Source organism: Dyella japonica, from assembly GCF_040545895.1.
In the GTDB taxonomy this organism is placed as follows: domain Bacteria; phylum Pseudomonadota; class Gammaproteobacteria; order Xanthomonadales; family Rhodanobacteraceae; genus Dyella; species Dyella japonica_D.
In genome coordinates this window covers 224,122-249,057 of the sequence record NZ_JBEPMU010000005.1, presented here as the reverse complement: position 1 = coordinate 249,057, position 24,936 = coordinate 224,122, and the positions used below count along the sequence as shown (strand labels likewise).

Annotated in this window: 24 protein-coding genes; 11 read left to right on the top strand and 13 right to left on the bottom strand. The window is 64.9% G+C overall.

Features of this window, described 5'->3' with window-relative positions; genetic code table 11:
* Window positions 1–3: 3 nt before the first annotated feature.
* Window positions 4–1,032 (top strand): HlyD family secretion protein, encoded by a 1,029-nt coding sequence (locus ABIC75_RS16885; RefSeq protein WP_354015060.1) that lies wholly within the window; start codon window positions 4–6, stop codon window positions 1,030–1,032.
* A 115-nt stretch (window positions 1,033–1,147) separates the two neighbouring features.
* Window positions 1,148–2,542, top strand: a complete 1,395-nt coding sequence (pssA, locus tag ABIC75_RS16880) for a CDP-diacylglycerol--serine O-phosphatidyltransferase (protein ID WP_354015059.1) — start codon at window positions 1,148–1,150, stop codon at window positions 2,540–2,542.
* 38 nt (window positions 2,543–2,580) lie between these two features.
* On the opposite strand, the gene ABIC75_RS16875 is transcribed toward pssA, so the two are convergent.
* Both ABIC75_RS16875 and ABIC75_RS16870 read right to left on the bottom strand, forming a co-directional pair.
* Window positions 2,581–3,177, bottom strand: coding sequence for a GNAT family N-acetyltransferase (locus tag ABIC75_RS16875; RefSeq protein ID WP_354015058.1), 597 nt, complete (start codon window positions 3,175–3,177; stop codon window positions 2,581–2,583).
* Between the two features lie 22 nt (window positions 3,178–3,199).
* Window positions 3,200–3,406, bottom strand: a complete 207-nt coding sequence (locus ABIC75_RS16870; protein WP_354015057.1) for a YdcH family protein — start codon at window positions 3,404–3,406, stop codon at window positions 3,200–3,202.
* A gap of 111 nt (window positions 3,407–3,517) precedes the next feature.
* Between ABIC75_RS16870 and ttcA the strand changes: the two genes are divergently transcribed.
* The 8 genes from ttcA to ABIC75_RS16830 all read left to right on the top strand — a co-directional run bounded on the left by ttcA (window position 3,518) and on the right by ABIC75_RS16830 (window position 9,873).
* Window positions 3,518–4,381 (top strand): tRNA 2-thiocytidine(32) synthetase TtcA, encoded by an 864-nt coding sequence (ttcA, locus tag ABIC75_RS16865; RefSeq protein ID WP_354015056.1) that lies wholly within the window; start codon window positions 3,518–3,520, stop codon window positions 4,379–4,381.
* A gap of 29 nt (window positions 4,382–4,410) precedes the next feature.
* A complete protein-coding gene (locus tag ABIC75_RS16860; protein WP_354015055.1) occupies window positions 4,411–5,610 on the top strand; it encodes an amino acid aminotransferase in 1,200 nt (399 codons plus the stop codon).
* A gap of 73 nt (window positions 5,611–5,683) precedes the next feature.
* Entirely contained in the window at window positions 5,684–6,601 is a 918-nt protein-coding gene (locus ABIC75_RS16855; RefSeq protein WP_354015054.1) for a recombination-associated protein RdgC, read from the top strand.
* Window positions 6,602–6,756: 155 nt separating this feature from the next.
* A complete protein-coding gene (locus tag ABIC75_RS16850) occupies window positions 6,757–7,527 on the top strand; it encodes a M48 family metallopeptidase (protein WP_354015053.1) in 771 nt (256 codons plus the stop codon).
* A 68-nt stretch (window positions 7,528–7,595) separates the two neighbouring features.
* The gene (locus ABIC75_RS16845; RefSeq protein WP_354015052.1) at window positions 7,596–8,273 is read left to right on the top strand and encodes a sigma-70 family RNA polymerase sigma factor; all 678 of its coding nucleotides are present in this window, start codon (window positions 7,596–7,598) and stop codon (window positions 8,271–8,273) included.
* A gap of 8 nt (window positions 8,274–8,281) precedes the next feature.
* Window positions 8,282–8,629: a hypothetical protein gene (locus ABIC75_RS16840; RefSeq protein ID WP_354015051.1), complete on the top strand. Its 348-nt coding sequence runs from the start codon at window positions 8,282–8,284 to the stop codon at window positions 8,627–8,629.
* Window positions 8,626–9,198: a hypothetical protein gene (locus ABIC75_RS16835; RefSeq protein ID WP_354015050.1), complete on the top strand. Its 573-nt coding sequence runs from the start codon at window positions 8,626–8,628 to the stop codon at window positions 9,196–9,198. Before ABIC75_RS16840 ends, ABIC75_RS16835 begins: the two co-directional genes overlap by 4 nt.
* 96 nt (window positions 9,199–9,294) lie before the next feature.
* Complete coding sequence (locus ABIC75_RS16830; RefSeq protein WP_354015049.1) at window positions 9,295–9,873, top strand: methyltransferase family protein; 579 nt, start codon at window positions 9,295–9,297, stop codon at window positions 9,871–9,873.
* 41 nt (window positions 9,874–9,914) lie between these two features.
* Here the strand turns inward: ABIC75_RS16830 and ABIC75_RS16825 are convergent, their stop codons facing one another.
* Window positions 9,915–10,919 carry an alpha/beta fold hydrolase gene (locus ABIC75_RS16825; RefSeq protein ID WP_354015048.1) on the bottom strand — a complete coding sequence of 335 codons (1,005 nt, stop codon included), beginning with the start codon at window positions 10,917–10,919 and terminating at the stop codon, window positions 9,915–9,917.
* Window positions 10,920–10,994: 75 nt separating this feature from the next.
* Complete coding sequence (locus ABIC75_RS16820) at window positions 10,995–12,857, bottom strand: M1 family metallopeptidase (RefSeq protein WP_354015047.1); 1,863 nt, start codon at window positions 12,855–12,857, stop codon at window positions 10,995–10,997.
* A gap of 826 nt (window positions 12,858–13,683) precedes the next feature.
* On the opposite strand from ABIC75_RS16820, the gene ABIC75_RS16815 reads away from it, so the two are divergent.
* Window positions 13,684–13,917 (top strand): hypothetical protein, encoded by a 234-nt coding sequence (locus ABIC75_RS16815; RefSeq protein WP_354015046.1) that lies wholly within the window; start codon window positions 13,684–13,686, stop codon window positions 13,915–13,917.
* Window positions 13,918–14,065: 148 nt separating this feature from the next.
* Here the strand turns inward: ABIC75_RS16815 and ABIC75_RS16810 are convergent, their stop codons facing one another.
* The 9 genes from ABIC75_RS16810 to ABIC75_RS16770 form a co-directional block, all read right to left on the bottom strand.
* Complete coding sequence (locus tag ABIC75_RS16810; RefSeq protein ID WP_354015045.1) at window positions 14,066–14,386, bottom strand: EF-hand domain-containing protein; 321 nt, start codon at window positions 14,384–14,386, stop codon at window positions 14,066–14,068.
* 137 nt (window positions 14,387–14,523) lie between these two features.
* A complete protein-coding gene (acpA, locus tag ABIC75_RS16805) occupies window positions 14,524–16,221 on the bottom strand; it encodes an acid phosphatase (RefSeq protein WP_354015044.1) in 1,698 nt (565 codons plus the stop codon).
* Entirely contained in the window at window positions 16,218–17,777 is a 1,560-nt protein-coding gene (locus ABIC75_RS16800) for a S10 family peptidase (RefSeq protein ID WP_354015043.1), read from the bottom strand. The genes acpA and ABIC75_RS16800 overlap by 4 nt, the downstream gene beginning before the upstream one ends.
* Before the next feature lie 144 nt (window positions 17,778–17,921).
* Window positions 17,922–19,469, bottom strand: coding sequence for a S10 family peptidase (locus ABIC75_RS16795; protein WP_354015042.1), 1,548 nt, complete (start codon window positions 19,467–19,469; stop codon window positions 17,922–17,924).
* A 297-nt stretch (window positions 19,470–19,766) separates the two neighbouring features.
* Window positions 19,767–20,504: a DUF2968 domain-containing protein gene (locus tag ABIC75_RS16790; protein WP_354015041.1), complete on the bottom strand. Its 738-nt coding sequence runs from the start codon at window positions 20,502–20,504 to the stop codon at window positions 19,767–19,769.
* A gap of 124 nt (window positions 20,505–20,628) precedes the next feature.
* The gene (locus ABIC75_RS16785) at window positions 20,629–22,707 is read right to left on the bottom strand and encodes a TadG family pilus assembly protein (RefSeq protein ID WP_354015040.1); all 2,079 of its coding nucleotides are present in this window, start codon (window positions 22,705–22,707) and stop codon (window positions 20,629–20,631) included.
* A gap of 5 nt (window positions 22,708–22,712) precedes the next feature.
* Window positions 22,713–23,123, bottom strand: a complete 411-nt coding sequence (locus ABIC75_RS16780; RefSeq protein WP_354015039.1) for a DUF3613 domain-containing protein — start codon at window positions 23,121–23,123, stop codon at window positions 22,713–22,715.
* Window positions 23,120–23,953, bottom strand: a complete 834-nt coding sequence (locus ABIC75_RS16775; protein WP_354015038.1) for a Flp pilus assembly protein TadD — start codon at window positions 23,951–23,953, stop codon at window positions 23,120–23,122. The genes ABIC75_RS16780 and ABIC75_RS16775 overlap by 4 nt, the downstream gene beginning before the upstream one ends.
* Window positions 23,954–23,955: 2 nt before the next feature.
* Window positions 23,956–24,891, bottom strand: a complete 936-nt coding sequence (locus tag ABIC75_RS16770) for a type II secretion system F family protein (protein WP_354015037.1) — start codon at window positions 24,889–24,891, stop codon at window positions 23,956–23,958.
* Between the last annotated feature and the right edge of the window lie 45 nt (window positions 24,892–24,936).

Here is a 24,936-nt window from a genome sequence, read left to right as displayed (position 1 = left end):
CCTATGAAAATCCAACCCCAAGCCCTGCTTCGATTCACCATCACCGCGGTCATCGTCATCGTGGCGCTGTTGCTGAGCCACGCGCTCTGGCGGCACTACCTCTATGCACCGTGGACGCGTGACGGACGCGTACGCGCCGAAGTTGTCCGCATCGCGCCCGACGTTTCCGGCCTGGTCACCAAGGTGCCGGTGATCGACAACCAGGAAGTGAAGAAAGGCGACGTGCTGTTCGAGATCGATCCCGAGCGCTACCACATCGCGCTGGCGCAGGCAGAGGCAAACCTCAACGCGGCCAAGGCCGCCGCGCGTGCCGCCGGCGCCAACATTGACGCCGTGCTGGCGAGTGCCGCCGCGCGCAAGGCCGAGTACGACATGCGCCAGGAACAGGCCCAGCGCCGCCAGGAACTGGCCGAGGTGGTGCCGAAGGAGGAACGCACCGACGCCAAGTCCGCCGCCATGACGGCGCGCGCCATCTGGGAACAGGCGCAGGCCAGCGGCCATCAGGCGAATGCCTCGCGTGAACAGGCGGAAGCGGCGGTGGTGCAGGCGCAAGTCGCCGTGGATCGCGCCAAGCTCGATCTCGAACGCACCGAAGTGCGCGCGCCGGTGGACGGCTACGTCACCAACCTCGACGTGCGCGTGGGCGACTATGCCGCCACGGGCAGCCCGCGCCTCGCGCTGATCGATCGCCACAGCTACTACATCTACGGCTATTTCGAAGAAACCAAGCTGCCGCACCTGCGCGTGGGCGACCCGGTGACCATCCGCATGCTCAGCGGCGGCATCCATCTCAAGGGACGCATCACCGGCGTGGCACGCGGCATTACCGATCGCGACAATCCCACTGGCCGCGACTTGCTGGCCGACGTGAACCCCACCTTCAACTGGGTACGCCTCGCGCAGCGCGTGCCGGTGCGCGTGGACATCGATGAAGCGAGTGAACCGAAGGGCCTGATCCTCTCGGCAGGCATGACGGTGAGCATCGACGTGCAACCGCGCCACGTGCTCGACCAGGAACACGAGTCGCAGTAACTGCCTGTGCGGACACGACTTGTGCACGAAGCGCCGACACCGCGTTGACGGTGTCGGTGCCAGCGCAGGCACATGCGCTCCACCATTCAAGTCGGGTTGATTACCATGGGAGGCCATGAATCGACCGCTACCCTCGCCACGAAGCCTTGCCCGTCGACTGCTTTCCCTGCGTCGACGGCGTGAGCTCGATGTTTCCGGACACGTGAATTTCGCCGTTCCCGCGGAGGCGATCACCACGCTGGCGGGCCCGGCTGCGTTTCGCGAGATGCTGCTTTCGCTGATTTCCCAGGCGCAGCGTCGCATCGTATTGGTCGCACTGTACGTGCAGGACGATGACGCGGGCCGCGAAGTGATCGAGGCGCTGCATGCGGCGCGCGCCGCACGTCCGCAGCTTTCCATCGAGGTCTATGTTGACTGGCATCGCGCCCGTCGCGGCCTGATCGGCAAAGGCAATAGCGAAGGCAATGCCGCGATGTATCGCGAGTACGCACAGCGCCTGGGCGATGGCGTGGTGATCCGCGGCGTGCCGGTGCAGACGCGCGAGCTGTTCGGTGTGCTGCATCTGAAGGGCTTCATCATCGATGACGCGGTGCTTTACAGCGGCGCGAGCCTCAACGACGTCTATCTCGCCAGGCATGGTCGTTATCGCCTCGATCGTTATCACCTGATCCGCCACCAGCCGTTGGCGGACAGCATGGCGGCCTACGTCGATGGCCAGTTCCGCGGCAGCGACGCGGTGCCGCGACTGGACCGCCTGCCGCAGCCGCGTTCGCGCGACCTGCAGGAGCCTATCCGCCGCCTGCGCCAGTCGCTGCAGCAGGCGCAGTACACCGGTACGAACGACGTGCCGCGCCAGGGCGATGTCTCGGTGATTCCGCTGGCCGGTTTCGGGCGCAACGACAATGCGCTCAATGAAACGCTGCTGGACCTGCTGCGCAGCGCGCAGAAGCGCGTGATCCTGCTCACGCCGTACTTCAACCTGCCGCGCCCGGTGCGCACGGTGATCGGCCATCTGCTGCGTCGTGGTTGCCAGCTGGACATCATGGTGGGCGACAAGACCGCCAATGATTTCTACATTCCACCGGAGCAGCCGTTCAGCCGCATCGGCCTGTTGCCGTACCTGTACGAAGCCAACCTGCGTCGCTTCGCGCGCCTGCATCAAGGCGCCATCGACAGCGGACAGCTGAACCTGTGGCTGTGGCGAGACGGTGACAACACCTATCACCTCAAGGGCCTGTTCGTGGACGAGGAGACCGCCGTGCTCACCGGCAACAACCTCAACCCGCGTGCCTGGGCGCTGGACCTGGAAAACGGCCTGCTGCTACGCGATCCATGGCGCAAGCTGGTGGCGCAGCACGAGGCGGAATGGCAATCGCTGCGCCGTCATGCCACGCGCGTATCGCACTATCGCGATCTGCCCGGCGCGCGCAGCTATCCGCCGGAAGTGCGCAAGCTGCTGCGTCGCATGCGGCGCGTGCGGCTGGATCGCCTGGTCAATCAGCTGCTCTGACTTTCGCTCCTGCAAGCGACCGGCGACAGGTACGCGGATCAGCCGGCCAAGCGCTCCAGGCGCAGCGCCAGCCAGCGCGACACGTCGGGCCATTCGCTGTCTATCACGCTGAAGCACACGGTGTCGCGCAGCGTGCCGTCCGGGCGGCGCTTGTGTTGGCGCAGCACGCCCTCGCGACGTGCACCGAGGCGTTCGATGGCCCGCTGCGAGTCGAGGTTGCGGTGGTCGGTGTGGAACTCCACGGCCACGCAACCCAGCGTCTCAAAGGCGTACTGCAACAGCAGGCGCTTGCACGCGGTGTTGAGGTGGCTCTTCTGCCAGCGCTTGGCATACCAGGTGTAGCCGATGGCGACCCGGCGCGGATCGTCGACGTAGTTGTAGAAGCGCGTGGTGCCGACGATCTCGCCGCTGCTCTTTTCCCGCACGGCGAAAGGCAGCATCAGCCCGGCTGCATGGCCTTCCAGCGCCTTGGCGATGTAGGCGCCCATTTCCCCCGGGGCCGGCGTGCTGGCGAACCAGAGCTTCCACACCTCGCCGTCGGCGGCCGCAGCTTCGAGCGCTGGCGCGTGATCGGGTGTGAGGGGTTCGAGGGCGACGAAGGCGTCTTCCAGCAGGACAGGCGTCAGCGCGGGCATCGGTGCTCCGGGGATGGGACGCTCAGGCGTCCAAGTCGGGTATCAGCTTGCTTTCCAGCCGCGCGATATGGTCCTTCAGCAGCAGCTTGCGCTTCTTCAGGCGCGTGATCTGCAGCTCGTCGCGGCTCAGCGACGCGGCCAGGTGCTCGATGGCCACATCGAGGTCGCGGTGCTCAACGCGCAACTCGGCCAGCAAATGGGCAATCTCGGCTTGGTCCTGGACCTGCATGACGGGCGACTGGCTGGGAAATCACGCTCAGTGTAGCGCCGCCGGACACAAAGAACCTGCTCCGGGCGGCCAGCCCGTTACAATGGGAGGCCGTCCCGTTTCCGACCGACCATGTCCGCCCAGCCCGACGCCACCCGCAAGCAGCACTACGAGGCCGCCAAGCTGGCCAAGCGCCTGCGTCATCAGGTGGGCCAGGCCATTGCCGACTTCAACATGATCGAGGACGGCGACAAGGTGATGGTGTGCCTGTCCGGCGGCAAGGACTCGTACACGCTGCTCGATGTGCTGCTGTCGTTGCAGGCGAAGGCGCCGGTGCGCTTCGAGATCGTCGCGGTGAACCTGGACCAGAAACAGCCGGGCTTTCCCGCGCACGTGCTGCCGGAATATCTCACCGCGCGCGGCGTGCCGTTCCACATCATCGAGCAGGACACCTACAGCACCGTCACCCGGGTGATTCCCGAGGGCAAGACCATGTGCAGCCTGTGCTCGCGCCTGCGGCGCGGCGCGCTGTACCACTGGGCGGCGGCCAATGGCGTCAGCAAGATCGCGCTGGGCCATCACCGCGACGACATCCTGGGCACGTTCTTCCTGAACATGTTTTACCAGGCGCAACTGAAGGCCATGCCTCCCAAGCTGCGCTCGGATGACGGCCGCCACGTGGTGATCCGCCCGCTGGCGTACTGCAAGGAAAGCGACATCGCCGAGTACGCGCAGGAACGGCAGTTCCCCATCATCCCCTGCAATCTCTGCGGCTCGCAGGAAAACCTGCAACGTAAGGCGGTTAGGCGCATGATGGAGGACTGGGAGAAAACCCAACCCGGCCGCGCCGAGAACATTTTCCGCGCGCTGGGCAGTGTGCAGCCCTCCCAGCTCGCCGATCGCAACCTGTTTGACTTCGCCACGCTGGGCGCGCGCGAAGGTGTCGCCCGCGCTGATGCGCACGAATGGCTTGCCGGCATGCCGGACGAGTCGTGAATCTTTCAACCTTCGAATCGAGTAACGCCGTGTCTCTCTTTGCATCCGTTGAAATGACCCCGGGCGATCCGATCCTGGGACTCACCGAGGCCTTCGTGGCCGACACCCGTCCGGGCAAGGTCAACCTGGGCGTGGGCATCTATTACGACGAGCAGGGCCGCATTCCGCTGCTGCGCGCCGTGCAGCAGGTGGAACAGAAGCTGGCGCAGGAAGCCAAGCCGCGCGGCTACATCCCCATCGACGGCCTGCCGGCGTACAACCTCGCCACCCAGAAGCTGGTGTTCGGCGAAGACTCGCCGCTGCTGGCCGCCGGCCGCGTGGCCACTTCGCAGACCATCGGCGGCAGCGGCGCGCTGCGCATCGGCGCCGACCTGCTGAAGAAAGTGCTGCCGAACGCGAAGATCGCCATCAGCAGCCCGAGCTGGGAAAACCACCGGGTGGTGTTCGCCTCGGCCGGTTTCGAGGTGGTGGATTACGCCTATTACGACGCCGCCACGCACGGCCTGGATTTCCCCGGCATGCTGGCCGACCTCGGCAAGCTGGAACCGGGCACCGTGGTGCTGCTGCACGCGTGCTGCCACAACCCGACCGGCGTGGATCTCAACGCCGAGCAGTGGCAGCAGGTGGTGGAGCTGGTGAAGGAGCGCAACCTGATGCCCTTCATCGACATGGCTTACCAGGGCTTCGACGAAGGCATCGACACCGACGCCACCGCCGTGCGCCTGTTCGCCGCCTCCGGCATCGATGCGTTCGTCGTCGCCAACTCGTATTCCAAGTCGTTCTCGCTGTATGGCGAACGCGTGGGTGCGCTCTCCATCGTGGGCAGGACGCGTGATGAAGCGCTGCGCGTGCAGTCGCTGGTGAAGCGCACCATCCGCTCCAACTATTCCAGCCCGGCCACGCACGGCGGCTTGCTGGTTTCCACCGTGCTGGGCAGCGCCGAGCTGAAGGCCATGTGGGAACAGGAGCTGGGCGAAATGCGTGAGCGCATCCACGCGATGCGTGCCGGCATGGTGGAGAAGCTGGCCGCTGCGGGCGCACCGCACTTCGGCTTCATCCAGGAGCAGGCCGGCATGTTCTCGTACTCGGGCCTCAGCAAGGCCCAGGTCGACCGCCTGCGCGAGGAATACGCCATCTACGCCATCGGCACTGGCCGCATCTGCGTCGCGGCGTTGAACCGCGCGAACCTGGATACGGTGGTGAACGCAGTCGCTGCGGTCAGCCGATAAGAACCTGAGTCATACACGCTCGTCATGCCGGCCCCTTCGGGGCGCCGGCTGATGGCAAAAGCACGGATACCGAATGTTCTTCCGCAATCTCACGCTGTTTCGCTTTTCTCCTGCCATTTCCGAAGACCTCAACCGCCTGGACGACGCCCTGGGCGACCATCGCCTGCGCCCCTGCGGTCCCATGGAAATGGGCACCAAGGGTTTCGTGCCGCCGGTGGGCCGTGGCGACGAGGCGCCGCTCACGCACGCCGTGAATGCCTGCACCATGGTCACCGTGGGCGGTGAGGACAAACTCCTCCCCGGTTCCGTGGTGAACGATGAACTTCAGCGCCGCGTGCAGAAGATCGCTGAAGAAGAAGGCCGCAAGGTCGGCGGTCGCGAGCGCAAGCGCATCAAGGAGGACGTGCTCAACGAGCTGGTGCCGCGCGCCTTCATCCGCAGCTCGCGCCAGCGCGCGTACGTGGACAAGAAGAACGGCTGGCTGGTGCTCGATACCTCCAGCCGCAAGTCCGCCGAGAACACGCTCACCCAGATCCGCGAGGCGCTGGGCAGTTTCCCGGCCGTGCCGCTGGCGCCCGAAGAGGGCCCCCGCGTGCTCATGACCGACTGGCTGGCCAACGGGAACCTGCCGGCCGGCCTTGCGCTGGGCGACGAGGTGGAACTGCGCGACCCGGCCTCCGCCACGGGCGCCATCGCCAAGTGCCGCCGCCAGGACCTGGACGGCGAGGAAGTGAAGGAGCACCTGCGCAACGGCAAGCAGGTGTTCCAGCTGGGTCTCACCTTCGATGAGCGCATGAGCTTCGTGCTGGGCGAGGACCTGATCGTCCGCAAGCTCAAGTTCCTCGACGTGGTCACCGAGGAACTGGGCGACAGCCACCCGGACGCCGCTGCCGAAGCCGATGCCACCTTCACCCTGCTCACGCTCGAGGTCGAGCGCCTGCTGGGCAAGCTGGAAGAGTGGTTCGGCCTGCCGCGTCCCGCCGAGGCCTGAGCCGCTTCGTTCAGGCTCAGCCGTCCCGACCGTATGGTCGGGACGGTCATCGGATCGCCTTGCGAAGCCTGCATGCTCCCCCCACATTTCCTTTGGGACACTGGCTTCCCTTTGGACATCGGTCGGCGTGGACGCCATGCAGTTAAGGCGGGGACATGACGCAGCACCTTGAAGGCGATTGGCTGGAACTGGCCACCGCGAGCGGCAGCACGATTCGTGTGCTCAAGGCCGCCCATCCACGCGCACGCCGGTTGCGGCTCACGGTGACGCCCAAGGGTGCGCGCGTGTCGTATCCGCACGGCACGCATCCGGCGCAGGTGAGCGCGTTCCTGCGTCATCACGCCGACTGGCTCGAACGCAAGCTCGACGAGTTGCACCTCATCGTCAAGCCGCTGCCGCCGCTGCGCGTCGGTACACCCACGGAATTTCCGCTGCGCGGCGAAACCGTGCAGCTCGATTGGACAGAAGGCCCATATCCGCGCGTCGATGCGGGCGAGGGCACGCTTACGCTGGTAATTCCCCGTCCGCACACGCGTGCGTTGCCGGTAGCGCGTGGCTTGCTCGCGTCGTATTTCGAATCGCAGATCCGTCGCGATGTGTCGCGCTGGCTGGCGGGCTACGTGCCGCAACTGGGACTGGCGCCCACGGCGTTGCGCGTGCGTCCCATGAAGAGCCTGTGGGGCAGCCTGGACACGCGCGACCGCATCAACCTCGATCTCGCGCTGGCGCTCGCGCCGCCCAATGCACTGAAGTACGTGCTCGCCCATGAGCTGTGCCATCTCAAGGTACGCAGCCATGCGCCACGCTTCTGGCAACAAGTGGAAGGGCTCTTTCCCGAATGGCGCGAGCAGCGCGATTGGTTGCGCCTCAACGGCGCATGGCTGAAGACCGAACTCGATCGCCTGATCGCCGACGTGGCGGACTGAGCCCGCAGTTTTAACCCCATTCCGGCGTTCCCGGCGATCATGGAAGTATCGCCAACGGAAAGGACGCTATGTCGGCCGCCATCGCGCCATCAACGAACTGGACGCAAGCGTGCGCGCAAGCGCTGGCGCATCTCCACCACCAGCTGTCCCAGCCGCACATCAGGCGCGTTGCCGAAGCTTCGCCCTTGAGCGATGCCGACTGCATGCAGCGTTACCGCAACGGCGACGCGCAGGCTTTTCGCATTCTCTACGCGCGTTACCGCGAGAAACTGCATCGCTATACGTTGCGCCTGTCCGGCAAGGCCAGCGAGGCGGAAGAGATATTCCAGGACGTCTGGATGGCCGTAGTGAACGGCAAGGACCGCTATCAGCCCGATGCACCGTTCGCTGCATGGCTGTTCGGCATCGCGCATCGTCGCGCGGCGGATCGCTGGCGCGTGCTCGGCCGGCACGCGCCGGACGCGGTCGATCCCCACGAGAACGTCGACGATGCAATGGAACATCACGCGGCATCGCCCTTGCACGCACCTGATCGGCATCTCGACAACGATGCGCTGGGCAAGGCGCTGGTGGAAGCGGTGAAGGCCTTGCCCTTGCCGCAACGCGAAGCCTTCCTGATGAAAGCCGAAGGCGAACTCAGCCTGGAAGACATCGCCTTCGCCACCCGTACCACGCGCGAAACGGTGAAGAGCCGACTGCGCTATGCGCAGCAGAAACTGCGGGAAACCTTGCAGCCATGGCGATGAGTAACGACATGGACGACCTGCTTGCGCTCTACCGCAAGGTCTCGCTGGAAGCGCCTTCGCCGATGGCCGACGCGCGCATCCTGCGCGCCGCGGACAAGTTCGCTGCGCATCGCCGATGGTCCCGAAGCGCGATGTGGCCTGCGGCCCTCGCGGCGAGCATCGTGCTGTGGAGCGCATGGCACGGGCATACCAACCATCCTGCGCGTAGCGCCATCGTCATGGCCGGCTATGACGCGGATGCATCGCGCGTCGAACTCCTGCGCATGGATGTCACCCCGCCACCCAGCGACGTGGATCACTTCCTGCTCAACGTCGGCACCACCCGCGATCACTCCATGACAAGGAATGCACCATGAAGAAGCTGCTCACGAAAACAGTCCTGTTCGCGTGTTGTCTCGTCGGCGCTGCGCACGCGGCCGCGCCTCCCGGCTGGTTCGTCTACGTGAACCGTGCGCCGTCCACCGATTTTGAAGCGGGTACCGAGCCCTCCCATCGCGCCTCCGGCAGCATCAGTGCATTCCTGCGCGCCAAGACCGACAGCAATGGCTTCGCGACCTTGATGCAGACCGTCGATGCGGCCGCGTATCAGGGCAAGCGCGTGCGTTTCTCCGGTTACCTGCGCACGAAGGCGGCGGGCAAAGGACAGTTGTGGATGCGCGTCGATGGTGCCGACAAGAAGACAGCGGCGTTCGACAACATGGAAGACCGCGCGCAGCAGGGTGATCAGGACTGGCAGCACTTCGACGTGGTGCTGGACGTTCCTGCCGATGCGCGCGACATCGCCTTCGGCCTGCTGCTGCAGAACCGCGGCGAGGTATGGGCCGACGGCCTCGCGTTCGACGTCGTCGACAAGAGCGTGCCGACCACCGGCAACCAGCCGCATGCCTTGCCTGCTGCGCCCGTGAACCTGCATTTCGCCAACTGAGTTCGGATCGTTCGCGCAGGGGCGCGCGGCGGGCCATCTTGCGCGAGTGTGGCCACAGGTAGAACCTCAGTGTCCATGAGGGCAAGGGGGAACGCCGTGCAACTACCGATCGAGCCATTCATCAAGGCGATGTGGCTGGTATTCGCGCTGTACTGGCTGTGGGGCTGGCGCCGCGTCAAGGGCGCGCAACGCAAGGAAGCCGTGCTTCCGCGCATCGTGAAGTACTGGTTGCCGCTGGCCATCGCCGTCGCGTTGATCGGCCCCGGCGACTGGTTCGGCAGCAGCTGGCTGCATGTGCGCATGTATCCGGCCAGCGTGGCGGTAGCCGTGGTCGGTGCGCTGCTCACCATGCTGGGTGTGGCGTTCGCCTGCTGGGCTCGCCATGTGCTCGGCCGCAACTGGAGTTCGGTGGTGCAGGTGAAGAAGGATCACGAACTGATCCAGAGCGGCCCGTACCGCTGGGTGCGCCATCCGATCTACACGGGTCTGCTGCTGGCCTTCCTCGGCACCGCGATGGCCATTGGCGAATGGCGCGGCGCGGTCTGCGTGGTGATCGTCGCCGTGTCGTTCTGGTTCAAGCTGAAGCTCGAGGAGCGCTGGATGCGCGAGAACTTTGGCGTGGCCTATGAAAACTACATGCAGCGTACGAAGGCGTTGATTCCGGGCCTGCTGTAAGCAAGGCCGCCGGATGGCCTGGCGGCCATCCGGCGCAGAAATCAGTGTGACAGCGTGAACTGCGTGAGGATGCGCGCGGTTTCTTCCGGCTTCTCGATGATCGGCATATGGTTGCAGCCCGTCATCATGCTGGTGCTGATCGAGGCGGCGTTCTTCAAGCCGTTGCGCAGGTTGTCGAGCGCGGAGATGTCGATGATCTTGTCGTCATGGCACCACAGGCCAAGCACCGGCATGCCGAGCTTGTCCAGGCGATTCTGCAGCGAGAGGTACTGCGAGGGGTCGCGCAGCTCGTTGAAGGTGCGATCGATGAAGGCGCGGTTTTCCTGGTTGCGCCTGATCAGCACGTCCTGGAAGCGGCCGGGAATATCCAGCGGCTTGCCAAACGCCCAGGCGGTGGCCTTGGCGAACTGTTCGCGATTGTCGAAGGCAAACACGTTCTTGCCGGACATGGCCTCGCGCGAGAATTCGTTTTCGTTGGCCTTCAGGCCGAACGAATCGAGCAGGGCAAGCTCCGCCACGTGTTCCGGATGCTCGGCCGCGAACACACCGGCAATGGCGCCGCCCATCGAGTGGCCGATCAACACCACCTTCTGCAGCTGCAGCGCATCCATGAAGCCCTGCAGGCGCGCAACCTGCGCGTCGATGTTGTAGCTGGCGCCGTCGACGCGGCTGGATTCACCCCAGCCCGGAAGGTCCGGTGCAATCACGTGGAAGTGCGGGGAAAGCAGTTCCATCTGCTTGAGCCACACTTCCTTGCTCGCGGCAAAGCCGTGCAGCAGCACCAGCGTGGGGCCCTGACCGCCTTCGTAGTACACCCACTTGGTATCGCCGACCTGCACGGAGTGCTTCTCGACATGCGCCGTCATGGCCTGTCGCTTCATGTCGGCGGCCATCAGCCACTGCGGCGCAAAGAGATACGAACCGCCCAGCACCACGGCCAGCACGAGGGCCACGTAGCCGAGGAACTTCAGGCGGCGCAGGGCAAGCCGCTGCCATAGCGGGCGCGTCGAGGCGGGCGTGGCGGGCGTCGTTTTTTTGGTGGCCATGGGAAAACCAGTAGGAGGAAACGCAGCTATCGATGGCGTCGCGCGCCTCCTTTTGCAAGGAGGCGCGCGCAGAGCTTACTTGCTGCCGCCCTTTTTCGCCTTGGCGAACAGGGATTCCACGGCTTGTTGCGTGAGCGGGTGATAGCCGCTCTTGGCCTTCACATACACCTGCTGTGCGTAAGCAAGGCCTTCCGGCGACTTCACGAAGGCCTTGTACAGCGGCATGGTGAGGTACAGGCGGCCGATGCGCGTCATGTGCTCGGCGGCGGCCGGCCACACGTCCCTGTCGCCCGCTGCAATGGCGTGGCTGTACCAGCGCATGCCGATCTCGGCGTTGGGCGTGCCGGTGAGATGCCAGGCGGCATCGATCTGCTTGATCTTCTCCAGCGGCGTCACGTCCGGCAGGCCGTCGAGGAAGTACATCCATTCCTGCGTGTTCCAGCTCTTCGCATCGAGCTTGTCCGCGGCGAGCGAGCCGGCCAGGAACGAGGAGCGCTCCTTGTCGATGGCATTGAAGCGCGGCGAATCGGGCAGCGGCGCGTCCTTCGGAACGCCCGGTTCGTACACCCACTGCTGCACTTCGTCCCAGCTCATCTTGCCCGGGTTCTTGTCGAACAGATTGGCCTTCAGGTAGTCGAGCATCTGTTCGGTGGTGATGCTCTGGAACGCGAAGTGCGCGAAATAACCCTTCAGATAAGCATCGAAGGTGTCGCGGCCAAAGCGCTGTTCCAGCGTGCGCAGGAACCAGCTGCCCTTGTCGTACGGCACTTCGGAAATCGAATCGTCGGCGCCGATGCCGGGCTTGGGCGCGAGGCGCTGCGCGTTCGGTGCAATGGCCTTGTCCCTAATGGACTTCTCAAGACCGCGCGCGGAAATCAGCGCTTCCTCATCGGCCAGCGTCTTGCCGTACACGGCTTCGGTGATGCGACCCTGCACGTAAGTGGTGAAACCCTCGTTGAGCCAGATGTCACGCCACGACGCGCTGGTGACCAGATTGCCCGACCACGAATGCGCCAGCTCATGCGAGATCACCGAGACCAGGCTCTTGTCGCCCACCAGCAGCGTGGGCGTAGCAAAGGTCATGTTGGGGTTTTCCATGCCGCCGAACGGGAACGAGGGCGGCAGCACCAACAGGTCGTAGCGGCCCCAGGCGTACGGGCCGTACAGTGTTTCGGCAGTCTTGATCAGCTTCTCGGTGTCTTCGAATTCCTTGGCGGCCTTGCCGACCACGCTCGGCTCCGCATAGACGGCCGAACGCGGACCGGTTTCCTTCGCTGCGATGTCGCCCGCCGCGATGGCGAGCAGGTACGAGGGAATCGGATGCGGCTGGCTGAAGCTGAAGTCGCCATTGAGCGGATGGTTCGCGTCGTTGAGCGCGCTCATCACCACGCGCACGTCCTTCGGCGCGGTGACGTGGGCGTCATAGGTGAAGCGAATGGCCGGCGAATCCTGCAGCGGCACCCACGAACGCGCGTGGATGGATTCGGACTGCGAGAACATGAAAGGCAGCTTCTTGTCGGCCGTCTGTTCCGGCGGCAGCCACTGCAGGCCCGAGGCGGTCGGCACGGTCGAATAGACGATGCGCACCTGCGAGGGATGCTGCGGCGTGGCGATGGTGAGCTTGCTGCCCAGTTCCTTGTCGCTGGGCGCCAGCGCGTACTTCAGCGCGCTTGTCTTGCCCGCGGCATCGACGGCTTCGATGCTGGCGATCTTCAGGTCGCGCGTATCGAGCACCAGCGACTGCGCCTTCGGGTCCTTCCAGTCCAGCTTCAGCGTGGCCTTGCCATCGAGCTGCTGGTGCGGGAAGTCGACCTTCAGGTCCAGGTCCAGGTGCGTCACGCGAACCTGGTCGGGCTGGGCATAGGAATGCGGGTCGGCGGCGAAGGCGCTCAGCGGCAGCGCGAGGGCGCCAAGGGCGAGGGCGTGGAACGGGCGCATCGGGGGAACTCCATCAGCAGGAATCCCGAGTATGCCATTGGTGGGTGAGGGGGCGCGGGTGTGGGAGGTCACCTCGTGTGGAGGATGCTGGTGGATTGTGGGCGCCGTTTTGGGCCGGCGCGTGGTTGGAGAGGAGCTTGCCCCTGCTTCATTGGGTAAGGGGGCGACCTTGCGTTTGCTCGTCATTCCTGTGGAAACAGAAGGTGCTCGTCATCCCGGCGCAGGCCGGAGGCGCCTTTCAACAGCCGAAGGCTGGTCATCCATTGACTTTGCGCTCGGTCGCCGCGTTGTCGCGACCGGGCTCGCCTGCGGCGCGCTTCCGACCTGCTTCCGCAGGCCGGGTCACTTTTCTTTGCTTGCCCAAAGAAAAGTAACCAAAAGAAAAGGCACCCCGGATGACGCGCCTTCCGGGCGAAGCCCGGAAGGTTCGCGTGCGGGTTACGGGGTTTTTCGACAGGACGTCCGTGTCCTGTCGAAAAACTGGCCGGCATCCATGCCGGCCACCCTACGGGCTTTCCTCCACCCGCCCGCCGCTGTCATACGGGGACCCCAAGAGCCAGAGCCAAAGCTCGCAGCAGTAGTGTTTTCGCGAGCACCCGCCCCCTCTCCCCAACCCTCTCCCACAAGGGGAGAGGGAGAAGTGCGATGCATCGCGTATGACCTTGAAGAGCGAAGCCAAAGCAAAGGCCGATGCGAAGCGAGGCTCCGCTTTAAGTCCTCTACGATTCGGGCGCGTTGCGCAACGCTGCGGAGTACCCGCTGTGTGGCCTCCCATGGGTGTCCCGCCACAACCATCCTCAAAAGCGCTCGGGCTTATCCCAGCACAATGCTGCGAGCCTTTGCTCTGAAGGCCATTTTCTTTGGGTTACTTTTCTTTTGGGCCAACAAAAGAAAAGTGACTCGAGCGGCGGCAGCCGATCGAAACGCCCGCCGCGTAGGCGGCACGCTGACGGAAATGCTGCAAAAGAGCGGGCAAAGGATTCGCGACAACCGCAACGCAAAGTCACTGGATGACCAGCCTTCGGCTGTTGAAAAGCGCCTCCTGCTTCCGCAGGAATGACGAGCGAAGGCGGCACTCGCGCCCGGTGCCGCTTCTGCGAGGCACCCCTCACGCTCACCACGACGAACAACACAAACGCCACCACAATCACTCACCCCCCCCACTCCCAAAAGAGGAGAGCGCGCGCCAGGCCAACAACCCCAAACAATCAGTGCGTCGACGCCGCCGCCGCAGGAGCAGGCGCCCGATGCCCCTGCTGCATCGACTTCACATAGTCGATCACATCCTGCTTGGACACCGTCCCTTTGTGATCCTTGTCGATCGCATCGAAGTGCGCACGGATGAACGGCACCGGGCCCTTCTCGGCCTCTTCCTTGGTCAACAGGCCGTCCTTGTTCTTGTCAGCGATGTCGAAGTTCTTCAGACGCATCTGCGCGTCGTTGGCGATGTTGCCAAGACCCGATTGCGCATGAGCGGTGGTGGCGGCGAAGACGACGAAGGCAGCGGTGATGAGTGCGATGCGGCGCATGGCGGGGTTCTCTCCCTGAAAAGACGGGCGGAGTATGTCACCGCGGATGTGAGTGCTTCGTTCTTGCGATGGCCCGACCTGCCGTCGGGCGTTACAGCGTTGACGGGAGCGCAGAGCGCGCTCCCGCCAGGAACTACTTACGCACTGAAGTCCAGCGCGTTGGTGAGGTCGCCCGGCGGCGGTCCGCCGGCGGCCACCATGGCCTGCTCGCGCATGCTCAGGCCAGGCAGTTTTTCCAGGCGGAAGCGGCGCGTGAGGAAGCGTGCGATGGAGCCGGTGTCGTAGATCGTGTGGTCCACGTGGCCCTTCTTCGCAAACGGCGACACCACGATGGCGGGAACGCGCGAACCCGGTCCCCAGCGGTCGCCCTTGGGCGGCGCCACGTGATCCCACCAGCCGCCGTTCTCGTCGACGGTGATCACCACCATCGTGTGCTTCCACGTCGGTGATTTCTGCAACGCATCGACGATCGCCATCACGTGGCGGTCGCCCGTGTCCACGTCCGAATAGCCGGCGTGCATGTTGAGGTCGCCCTGCGGCTTGTAGAAGCTCACCGCCGGCAGGCGATTGGCTTCGATGTCGGCGAGGAAGCGATTGGTCTTCGATGTCTCGCCCACGCCGCCGTCGCGCAGGTGTTTCGTGCGTGCTTCGGTACCGGGCGCGAAACTCTTGAAGTAGTTCAGCGGCTGGTGATGGATCTGGAAATTCGGGCGCTGCGGGAACTGGTGTTCGTCGCCATCGCCCTTGCCATCCAGCGCCAGCTGCCACGCACCCGCATACCACGCCCAGTCCACGCCCTTGGCGGAAAGCACGTCGCCGATGGTCTTGTGTGCCTGCGGCGGCAGCGTGTTCGGGCTGTCTTCGGAAGCCAGCAACGGATTCGTGCCGGACTGCGTGCTGGTGGGCTGGTACGGCGGCATCATGGTGTTCACCGCCCAGAAGTCGGGCGTGAGCTGGCTGCGCGAGGCGTACTTGGGCTTGCCGTTCATCGCGCTGCGCGGTGAATCGTCGGCGAGCTTCAGGCGCGTATCCTCCGCCTTGCCGCTTTCGGTCACCGCGATGTTGAATTGCGCGGGGCTCTTGTCCGCGTTCGGATAGAACGGCGGCTGCGCAGCCACCAGGTACTGGTGGTTGAGGAACGAGCCGCCGAACGTGCCCATGAACCAGTTGTCGCACAGCGTGAACTGGCGCGCGAGCTGCCACAGGCGCAGGTTGGAGGCGCTGTCGTCGTAGTGGCCCATCACCATCGCGCCGGTGTCGCCCCACGCGACGAAGCCGTCGTTCTTGCCGCCGTTGATCTGTCGCTGGTTGTCGTAGAACGCGTGCACCAGGTCGCGCGTCACCACGCCATGCGGCAGCGGCTCGCCATCGCCCGTGCGCAGCGCCCACGGTGCATTCGGCAGGCCGGTGAGGTGTTCCTGCATCACCTGGTAGTCGCGGTGATTCACGGTCTGCTTGTGCGGCGCCAGGCCGTGCCAGATCGGCGGAAGCTCTTTCAGCACCGTGCCGTCGCGGTCGCGTTGCAGGTAGGCCTCAGGCTTCAACGCGCCCAGCGGCTGCTCCACGCCCGGGAAATTGGCGAACAGGTTGTTGAAGCTGCGGTTCTCCAGATAGATCACCACGACCTGCTGGATCTGCTTGCGCAGCGCCTCGTCGATGGCTGCGGGAGCCACCGGCGAGGACGCCGACGCAGCGTTGGCCGTCAGCGACTCGGTGCCGCCGATGGCCAGCGCGGCGCCGCCCAGCGCGAGGCCGCCGAGCAGGCGGCGTCGCGAGGGGTCTTCCGGTTGTTCGTCAGACGATTCAGGGAAAGGCGGGGGAGGGAGCTTGGTCACGGAGCGGCATCATCGTAGAAGCGGGACAGGTCGGCCTTGGTCTGCTGCAGCGACGTCTGGTCGAGATAAATCATGTGGCCTGAAGGATAGAAACCGAACGTGACGTTTTTGCGTTCGGCCGGTTCCAGGCCCAAGTGCGTGAGGTCGAACTCCGTCGCATAGAACGGCGTGGCCAGATCGTAGTAACCGTTGGCCGAGAACACTTTCAAGTGCGGATTGCGACGCATCGCATCGCCCAGGTCGTCGCCCACGTAGGTGGCCTGCAGCCAGCCGCCGTTCTTCTTGCGCTTCCAGTCCCAGTTGCGGCCGATGGCGCCGTAGTTGTTGGGCAGGTAGGCGCGATCCTCGGTAAACTTCAATTCGGTCGCGGCATATTGATTGAACACGGCCACGTAGGCGCCGGTGATGGCGTCGCTGGCGGTGTCGCCATCGGGCGTTTCGCCGGCGGCATCCGGATCGATGCCCTGGAAACGGCCGTCCAGACGGCCAACCGTCAGGCGCTGGTCGCGAAGCAGTTCCTTGCGGAAACGGCTGGGGCTCACGCGCAGGTTGGCGTCCTTGATGTATTGCGGCGACAGGCCGAGGTAGCGGCTCATCTGGTTGGCCACGCGATCGGCTTCGGCCGGATCGATGGTGTCGCCCTTGGCCAGCGCCAGCGTGTAGTCGCCCGAAGCGAATCGGCGCACTTCGGCGAGGAACGTGCCGATGTCGGCCGGCTTGTTCGGCACCTTGTTGTGGTACCACGCAATGGCCGCTTCGGTGGGCAGGTTCACAATGTAGCCGTGGTCGATGCCCGGCGCCGCCACCGAGAAATCGAGGATGGAGGACATGAGCACCACGCCGTTGAACTCCATGCCGGCATCCTGCAGCGACTTCACCAGCACCGCCGAACGCGTGGTGCCGTAGCTTTCACCGAACAGGAACTTGGGCGAGTTCCAGCGGTTGTTCACGCTCACGTAGCGCGTGATGAACTTGGTGAACGCCTCGGCGTCCTGGTCCACGCCCCACACGTCCTTGCCTTCGGTCTTGCCCACCAGCTGCGAGTAGCCGGTACCCGGCGCATCAATGAAGACCAGGTCACTCTTGTCGAGCAGGCTCTGGTCGTTCGGCACCCAGCGATACGGTGCGGGCGGAATCGGCTTGTCGCCGTCGTTGGCCACGCGCACCGGACCGAACGAACCCATGTGCAGCCACATGGACGAGGAACCCGGGCCGCCGTTGTAGAAGAACGTCACCGGCCGCTTGCTGTTCTTGCCCCCGTCGGCGGTGTACGCGACGTAGAAGAAGCTCACCGTCGGCTTGCCCTTGTCGTCGCGGATGGTGAGGCGGCCGGCGGTGGCGGTGTAGCTGATGCTGCGGTTGCCCACGCGCACGCTGTGCTTGGTCACCACGGCGCGCTCGGGCGGCGTGGGTTGCGTGTGCTCGTCGGCGCTCTTGTCCTTGTCGCCCTGTTCGGTCTTGGGGGCGTCCTTGGGCTTGTCCTGCGCGTGCAGCGGCAGCGTGCCGAGTGCAAGCAGGGTGGCGAGGGCGAGAGAGGCAAAAGAGGTCGTGCGCATGTCAAAAATTTCCCAAGAGTCGTTTATTCCTCACCGTCATTCCCGCGAAAGCGGGAATCCAGCGCCTTTGAGCTGTGCAAGGAAGTCACTGGATTCCCGCTTCCGCGGGAATGACGGGATTGAGAGGCTGATTGAGAACTCAGTTCACGAATGCACCGTCGCGTCGTAATAGCGAGCCAGGTCGCCCTTGAGCTGCTGCAGCGCTTCCGTGTTGAGGTAGATCATGTGGCCCGACGGGTAGTACAGGAAATGCACATTGCCGCGCAGCGACGGTTCCAGGTTCATGTGCGAGATGTCGAACTCGGTGTTGAAGAACGGCGTGGCGAAATCGTAGTAGCCGTTCACCGAGAGCAGTTGCAGGTGCGGGTTGGTGCGCATCGCGTGCGCCAGGTCGCCCGCCACGTACGCCATCAGCAGCGGACGCTTGATGCCCGCGGCCTGGTGCTTCCAGTCCCACGACTTGTTGATGTCGCCGAAGGTGGGGCGATAGTCGAGGTCGCTGTGATAGTTGAGCTGGTTGACGATGTAGTCGTTGAACGCGGTGACGAACGCGCCGCTGATGCCGGTATCGGACGCGTCGTAGTCGGGCACTTCGCCGGCGGCGTCTTCGTCCACGCCTTCGAAGCGCGCGTCGTAGCGACCGATGGTGCGACGCTCGTTGCGCAGCAGTTCCTTGCGGAAGCGCGAGGGATCCACGCGCAGGTTCGATTCCTTGATGTAGCTCACCGACAGGCCGGTGTACGCAGCGAGCTGGCGCGCCACGGTGTCGGCTTCGGCCGGCGAAATGTCCTGTCCCTTGGCGAGCGCGCTCGCATACGGGCCGCTGGCGAAGGCGCGCACCTGGTCGATGTATGTCTTCAGATCAGCCGGCTTGTTGGCCAGCTTGTTGTGGTACCACGCGGCGGCGGCGTAGCTCGGCACGTAGCCGATGTACATCGCGTCGTAGCCCGGCATGCGCATGCCGTAGTTGAGGATGGAGGACATGATGATCACGCCGTTGAACGACATGCCCTTGTCCTGCAGCGCATCCACCAGCGCGCCGGAGCGCGTGGTGCCGTAGCTTTCGCCATAGAGGAACTTCGGCGAGTTCCAGCGGTTGTTGATGGTCACGTAGCGCTGGATGGCGCGCGAGAATGCGGACACGTCCTGGTCCACGCCCCAGAAGTCCTTGCCCTCGGCCTTGCCCAGCGGACGCGAATAACCCGTGCCCACGGCATCGATGAAGACCAGGTCGGTCTTGTCGAGCAGGCTGTCGCTGTTGGACACCAGCTTGTACGGTGCGGGCGCCGTGGCTGCCGGGCTGTCGGTGGCAATGCGCACCGGGCCGAACGAGCCCATGTGCAGCCACATCGAGGAAGAACCCGGGCCGCCGTTGTAGAGGAAGGTGACGGGACGCTTCTCCGCCTTGCCGCCATCCACCGTATAGGCCACGTAGAACACGCTGGCCTGCGGTTCACCCTTGTCGTCGCGGATGATCACCGTGCCGGCCGTGGCGGTGTACGACACCGAGTGACCGTTGATGCTTACGCTGTGCTTGGTGCGCACCGCGGTCTCGGTGCTGGGCGCCTGGACGTCCTCGTCCTTGCTGGCGGCCTTCTTGTCTTTATCGGGCGGCGCGTCCTTGGCCAAGGTCGTGAAACACGGCAGCAGCACAAGGCTGCCTGCCATCAGCAAGGTCAAGAGACGGCGCATGCAATTCCCCGGGGTTGGATCGATGTAAGCCCCGAGTATGCGTATCGCGGTCACGCGGCGACCGTGACAAAAGTACTGGTTGGCTTGCCTTTCACTGACGGGATGCGCCAAAGCGACGTCGCAGGATCATGCGCGTGGCGGCGTCAGGCCAGCCCAGCGATGGGCTTGTTGGCGATGGCCGCCGGTCGGCAAACGTGATCGACGTCACGCTTTCCGTGCGCGCGCCACGCAAGCAGCCAAAACCAAGCCGCCGCTATCCAGGCGGATGCGACGGCTCTCAGGAGAAGCGCGTGTTGCTCAGGGCGAGGCGGCAGGCGGCTGGTTCGGCTGCGCGGTGGGCGTCGATGTGGTGGCGGCCGGTGCCGGCGTGGGCAGCACGAGGTTCGGGTTGGCCTGCATGGTTTCCAGCGCGTGGATCTGCTGCTTCACTGCATCGAGCTGCGCGTTGGTGTTGTGCAGGTCGCTGCTGAGCGCCACGGCCTGCTGGCGCGCCTGCTCCTGCTGCTCGGCCACCTGGCGGGCCTGCTGCTGCTGGTTGTTCGCATCCTGCTGCAGGCTGCGCAGCTTGGCTTCGTTCACCGCGATCATGTGCGCGGCGTATTTGTTGCCGGCATCCAGTCGCATGGTGTCGATCTCGACCTGGCCCAGCGTCTGCGTTTGCGACACGAAGGTGCGGTAGAGGCTTTCGGCATCGTCGAAGGAATCGGTCTGCATCACGCGCCAGAATTCCTTGCCGTGAAACAGCACCACGTAATAGGCCAGCGTATCCGGGCGGAACAGCAGGCTCGCGCCGTAGGTGCTGTTGTAGGTGGTGCGCACTTCGGTGAGCTGGTGGTTGTCGATCAGCTGGCGAAGGCTCTCCACCGTGTTCAGTGGCACCTTGGTCTGCGTGGATGCGGCAGGATCGGGTGTGGGCGGCATCGGGTTGTTGCTCGTCGCGGGCGCGCTGGCGCAAGCGGAGGTAGCCATGAGCACCATGGTGCCGATCGCGAACAGCACACGCCGTGCGCTCGCGTTGCGAGTGAAAGCCGTCATCCTGATGTTCCCCTCTGATCGTGGCCCGCCCCGGAGCGCACTGGAACGTGCGGTTCCGGCCCTTTGTCGAGCCATCCACGACAGTCTAAGGTTCTGCCTGATGGGGTCAAGGGGCCGCGCATGGCTAATAGACCAACTGCACGCCGTGACACTGCAACGACTGCAGGCTCACGGTGCTCACGCCGAGACGGACACCAAGGATGTCTCTCAACGCCGGCGTCAGGAACTGCGAGCCGAGCTGGTTGAGCGGCCCCTGCAACGTCTGCACCACAAAACCGAGCACGGCCACGAGGCTGTTGGGCAGCGTGCTGGAACCACCGTTCATGGCCGTCTGGATGGCCGCGATGCAACTGCCTTGAAAGCCTGCCGCACAACCGGTTTGCGTGAGCACGCTGCCCAGCAGGTTGACCACGCCACCCAGCACGTTGCTGGTGCCGGCGAGGATGCCGGGCACGTTGAGTGTCAGCGTGCTGCCCAGGATGCCGCCGACCTGGCCGCTGGTGTTCTGCAGAAAGCCCTGCAACCCGCTGGTGGTATTCGACAGCTGGTTCAACGCGGCCGACAACTGATTGAGATTGGGCGAGGCGCCGGTATGGGCGCCCGCATTGTTGTTCCACAAATCGGTCGCCAACGGGCTGGATATCGTCGATGACGACGATGACGTCGCCGTCTGGTTGATCAGCGCCGTGGTCAGCGCGTTGAAGACATTGGTGACGGTGGTGCCCACGTCGAGCGCGGTGCCGCCGCTGGGAATGTCCGCCGATTCGCCGGCCGCCAGCGTGCCGCTGCCATTGGCCGGCAGGCCCGTAATCACGAAAGGGTGGACCACGCTGGCCACGGTTGCCCCGGCCACCGTCACGTTCAACAGCGGATTGCCGCTCACCTGCGGAATCTGGTCGCAGCTGCCGGCCGTACTGAAGGCGCTGTTCTGCGACACGCCGCCCACGCACATCTTCAATACCGACGATTGCACGCCGAACGTGGCGTGATAGGGGCCGCTGTTCTCCGTGCACAGGCTGTTGAGCGTCGCTTTGGCATAAACCAGATCGATCGCGATGGGCAGGTTGAGGCTGATGGACGTCTTGGCCAGCGTCGACGCCAGCGTGCCCAGCAACGGAATGTTGTTGCTCGAGAACTGCACGTTGACGAAGGCACGCACCTGGGCCGTGGATGCCGTGGTGCCCACGCCGCCGATGCCGATGGAGGGAGGCTCGATCACGCTCACCGCGCTGCTGATGTTGAATCCCAGAACGTTCGGCGCCGTGACGGCGCCGGTCAGCGCGTGCTGTCCGGTGGCCACGCCGACCGCGCCACTGATCAGCTGCAGCGCATTCACCTGCGCATTGAGCGCGGACTGCAGGTTGGCGTCGGGCGCGGTGATCTGCGCGAACAATCCACTGGTCGAACCATACGACCCGAGCGTGACCTTGCCCGGTGGCGTGCCGACGGCCGTCGTCACCGCGTTGACCAGGGTGGCGTTGGCGCTGAGCAGCTGTTGCTGTCCCGCGGCGTTCACCACGGCGTTGAGCACGTCGATCAACGCATGTGCCTGCACCGACGAGGCGAGCAACTGGTTGAGGCCACCGGCGTCGATGTTGGCCGGCACGCTCACGCCAAGCTGATTGAGCAGGCCCGAAGGCGTGATGCTCGCCGTGGCCAGCCCGTTGTAGCCGACCAGCGTGGCCTCGGGAATGTTGAGTCCCACGCCGCTGAGCAGTTGTCCCAGCGGCGACTTGCCGCTGACGCTCGCCAGCGTGCTGCCGATGCTGAAAACGGCAGTGGGTTGCAAGCCGCTGGCCACGGCTTCGGCGCTGACCGAAGGCAATGCGCCAGCCATGCCCCAGATGGGAAGCACCGAACGTTGCGCCACTACCTTCACCGCATTGGGTGTGCCGCTGGTGCCGGCGAAGTGATCGCTGGCGCCGCTGGCCATCGGGTTCCAGGTGCCGCAGGTGACGGTCAACTGGCCGGTGAACCGATTCTCGGTCGTGGCATTGCCCGTGGCGGCCGTGTTGTTCGCATTGCCCGACGCGCACGCGTTGAGCTGTTGCGCGCCGGCAAGCGCCGCAAGATCGGCCACCTTCTGCGTGTCGCGCTTGGCCCAGTACAGATAGCCCACTTCCACCAGGCCCAGCATGGTGATGAGGCCAAGCATCATCAACAACATCGCCACGGCCGTGGCCCCGCGTTGTGTGCGCTGCATACAGGTCAGGGCGAGCTGGATGTGGAGGACATGCCGGCACTCTTGGACACCGCCGCGTCATAGAACTCCGGAATGGGATGTTCGAAGCTCTTGAGGTAACGCTGGTAGCTCGCCGACGCCTCCTGTCCGGGTATCGGCAGATGCTTGCCTGCGTGCGTGCCTTGCGACTGCATGGTCAGCAACTGGCGCGTCACATCGCCTACCTGCGTCTGCATGGTCGCGTTGTCGGTCGCAACTGACGGCATGGGCGAAGGAGCGAGCGGTGGCGATGCGTGTTCGGCCACGGCGGTCGGCGTGGTGGGTGCCAGCATCTGGCCCGTGAGCGGAGCCTGTTGCGCCTGCACGGCGATACCGGCCGAGCAGGCGAGCAACCCTGCAATGAGATGCCGTTGGCATGCGTAAGGCGAGCGATTCATGGGCGTGCCTCGTAAGCGGTGGCGTCCGTGGTAAAGCGTTTCAACATGCTGGCGGGCACATCAGTGCCGCCCGCCGCTTCATTCGCGGAAGAGGCGGTTGCGGTGGGACGCGTTGTCGACGTGCTCGCATGCGTGCGGCGCGATGCGAGCTGCATGGCAAGACGCCGCACATCGTCCTGGCTGCTCGCGGGAAGTTCGCCACGCTGCATGATGGCGTCGGCGCGCGCGCTGTCGCCCGTCAGCATCGCCCACAGGGCGAGATTGGCGATGACCTTCGCATTGGTCGGGTCGAGTTCGGCGGCCATGGCGAGCGGGTCCTTCGCGCTGGCGGTTTGCCCATCGCACAGGCGCGCATAGCCCAGGTCGCTGAGGTAGGCGGCGTTCACCGGTTCCAGTTCGGTGGCCTTGAGCAGCGCGTCGTCGGCCGCGACGGCGTGACCCGACTGCGCCTCGACGAGCCCCAGGCCGTGCCACGCCGCAGCGGCCTGGTCACCGTTGAGCAGGCTGCGATAGAGCGCGCGTGCCGCATCCAGTTGCCCGGTGGCGCGCAGTGCGTCGGCTTTTCTCCGCAGCAATTCCGGCGTGCTGCCAAAGCGCTGGCGATAGGCATCGATATGCGCCAGCGAGGCGTAGTACGCGCCCTGTTGCTGCATCTGGCGTATCAGGTCCATGTAGACCGTCTTGTCGTCGCGCGCACTGTTGCTCGGCGCAACGAGGGATGCCGTGGACGCGTGGTTGGGATAACCGCCGAGCGTCTTGCCGCATGCGGTAAGCAGCATGCAAGCCGTACCGATAAACATCCAGCGGGGCAACGAGGCATGCAAAGCCATGATCAATGTCCTTTCAGCTTCATCATGGTGGTGACGAGCGAGATCACCGCGGGGCCCGCGAGCACCAGCATCAGGGCCGGAATAAGCGTGAGCATCATCACCACGGTCATCTTCACGGAAAGCTTTCCGCTCAGTTCCTTCATGCGCAGCTTGCGCTGCTCGCGCAGGCGGTCGCCGAACTGGCGCAAGGGCTCCTGCACCGCGCCGCCGTGCTCGTGCACCTGCACAAGGATCTGCACGAGGCTCTTCAGTCCATCGTTGTCGAACTCGCACAGGCGATGCAGCGACTGCATGCGCGTGCGGCCGCGCAGGTAGAGCGCGTTGGCGTCGCGAACTTCGCGGCTCATCAGGGGCATCGCTTCCTGGAAACGATCGCCCACCATCTGCAGGCTCTGGTCCACGCTGAAACCCACGCCCTGCAGCAGCCGCAGAAGGTCGATCAGCAAGGGCAATTCGTCATCGGCACGCTTGCGCAGCTTCTTGGCGAGGCTGCCAAGCACCAGCTTGGGCGCGATCAGTCCGAATGCCGCTGCACCAAGGAACACCACGAATGCGGCAAGCCCGCTCGGTGCGAACCACAGCAACGCCGGCAGCGGCACGGCCATCGCCAGCGCGAGCCGCAGGCCCAGGAACATGGCGCGGCCTTGTGCGGTGTTGCGATTGATCTGTCCCAGCAACAGACGGTCTTCCGGCGTGATCAGCGCGCGCCCAAGCCGACCGCTCTCGAAACGGTTGCCCAGCGCACCCAGCGAGCGCAGTAGGAGTTTCCAGCCACCTTCGTCGGCATCGGCCGGTGTGCCCGGCTCGTTGCCGGTGCCCGGACCCAGCAGCGCGCGATCGATCAGCCGGCCTTCCTGCTGCCGCTGACGGTAGTGACGCACCGCCTCGCTGGCGAACAGCGCAAGGCCTGCCAGCAGCGCCACCGATGCAGCGAGCATGATCCAACCCACTTCCACCACGCACCCCCTGTGAACATCGAACGG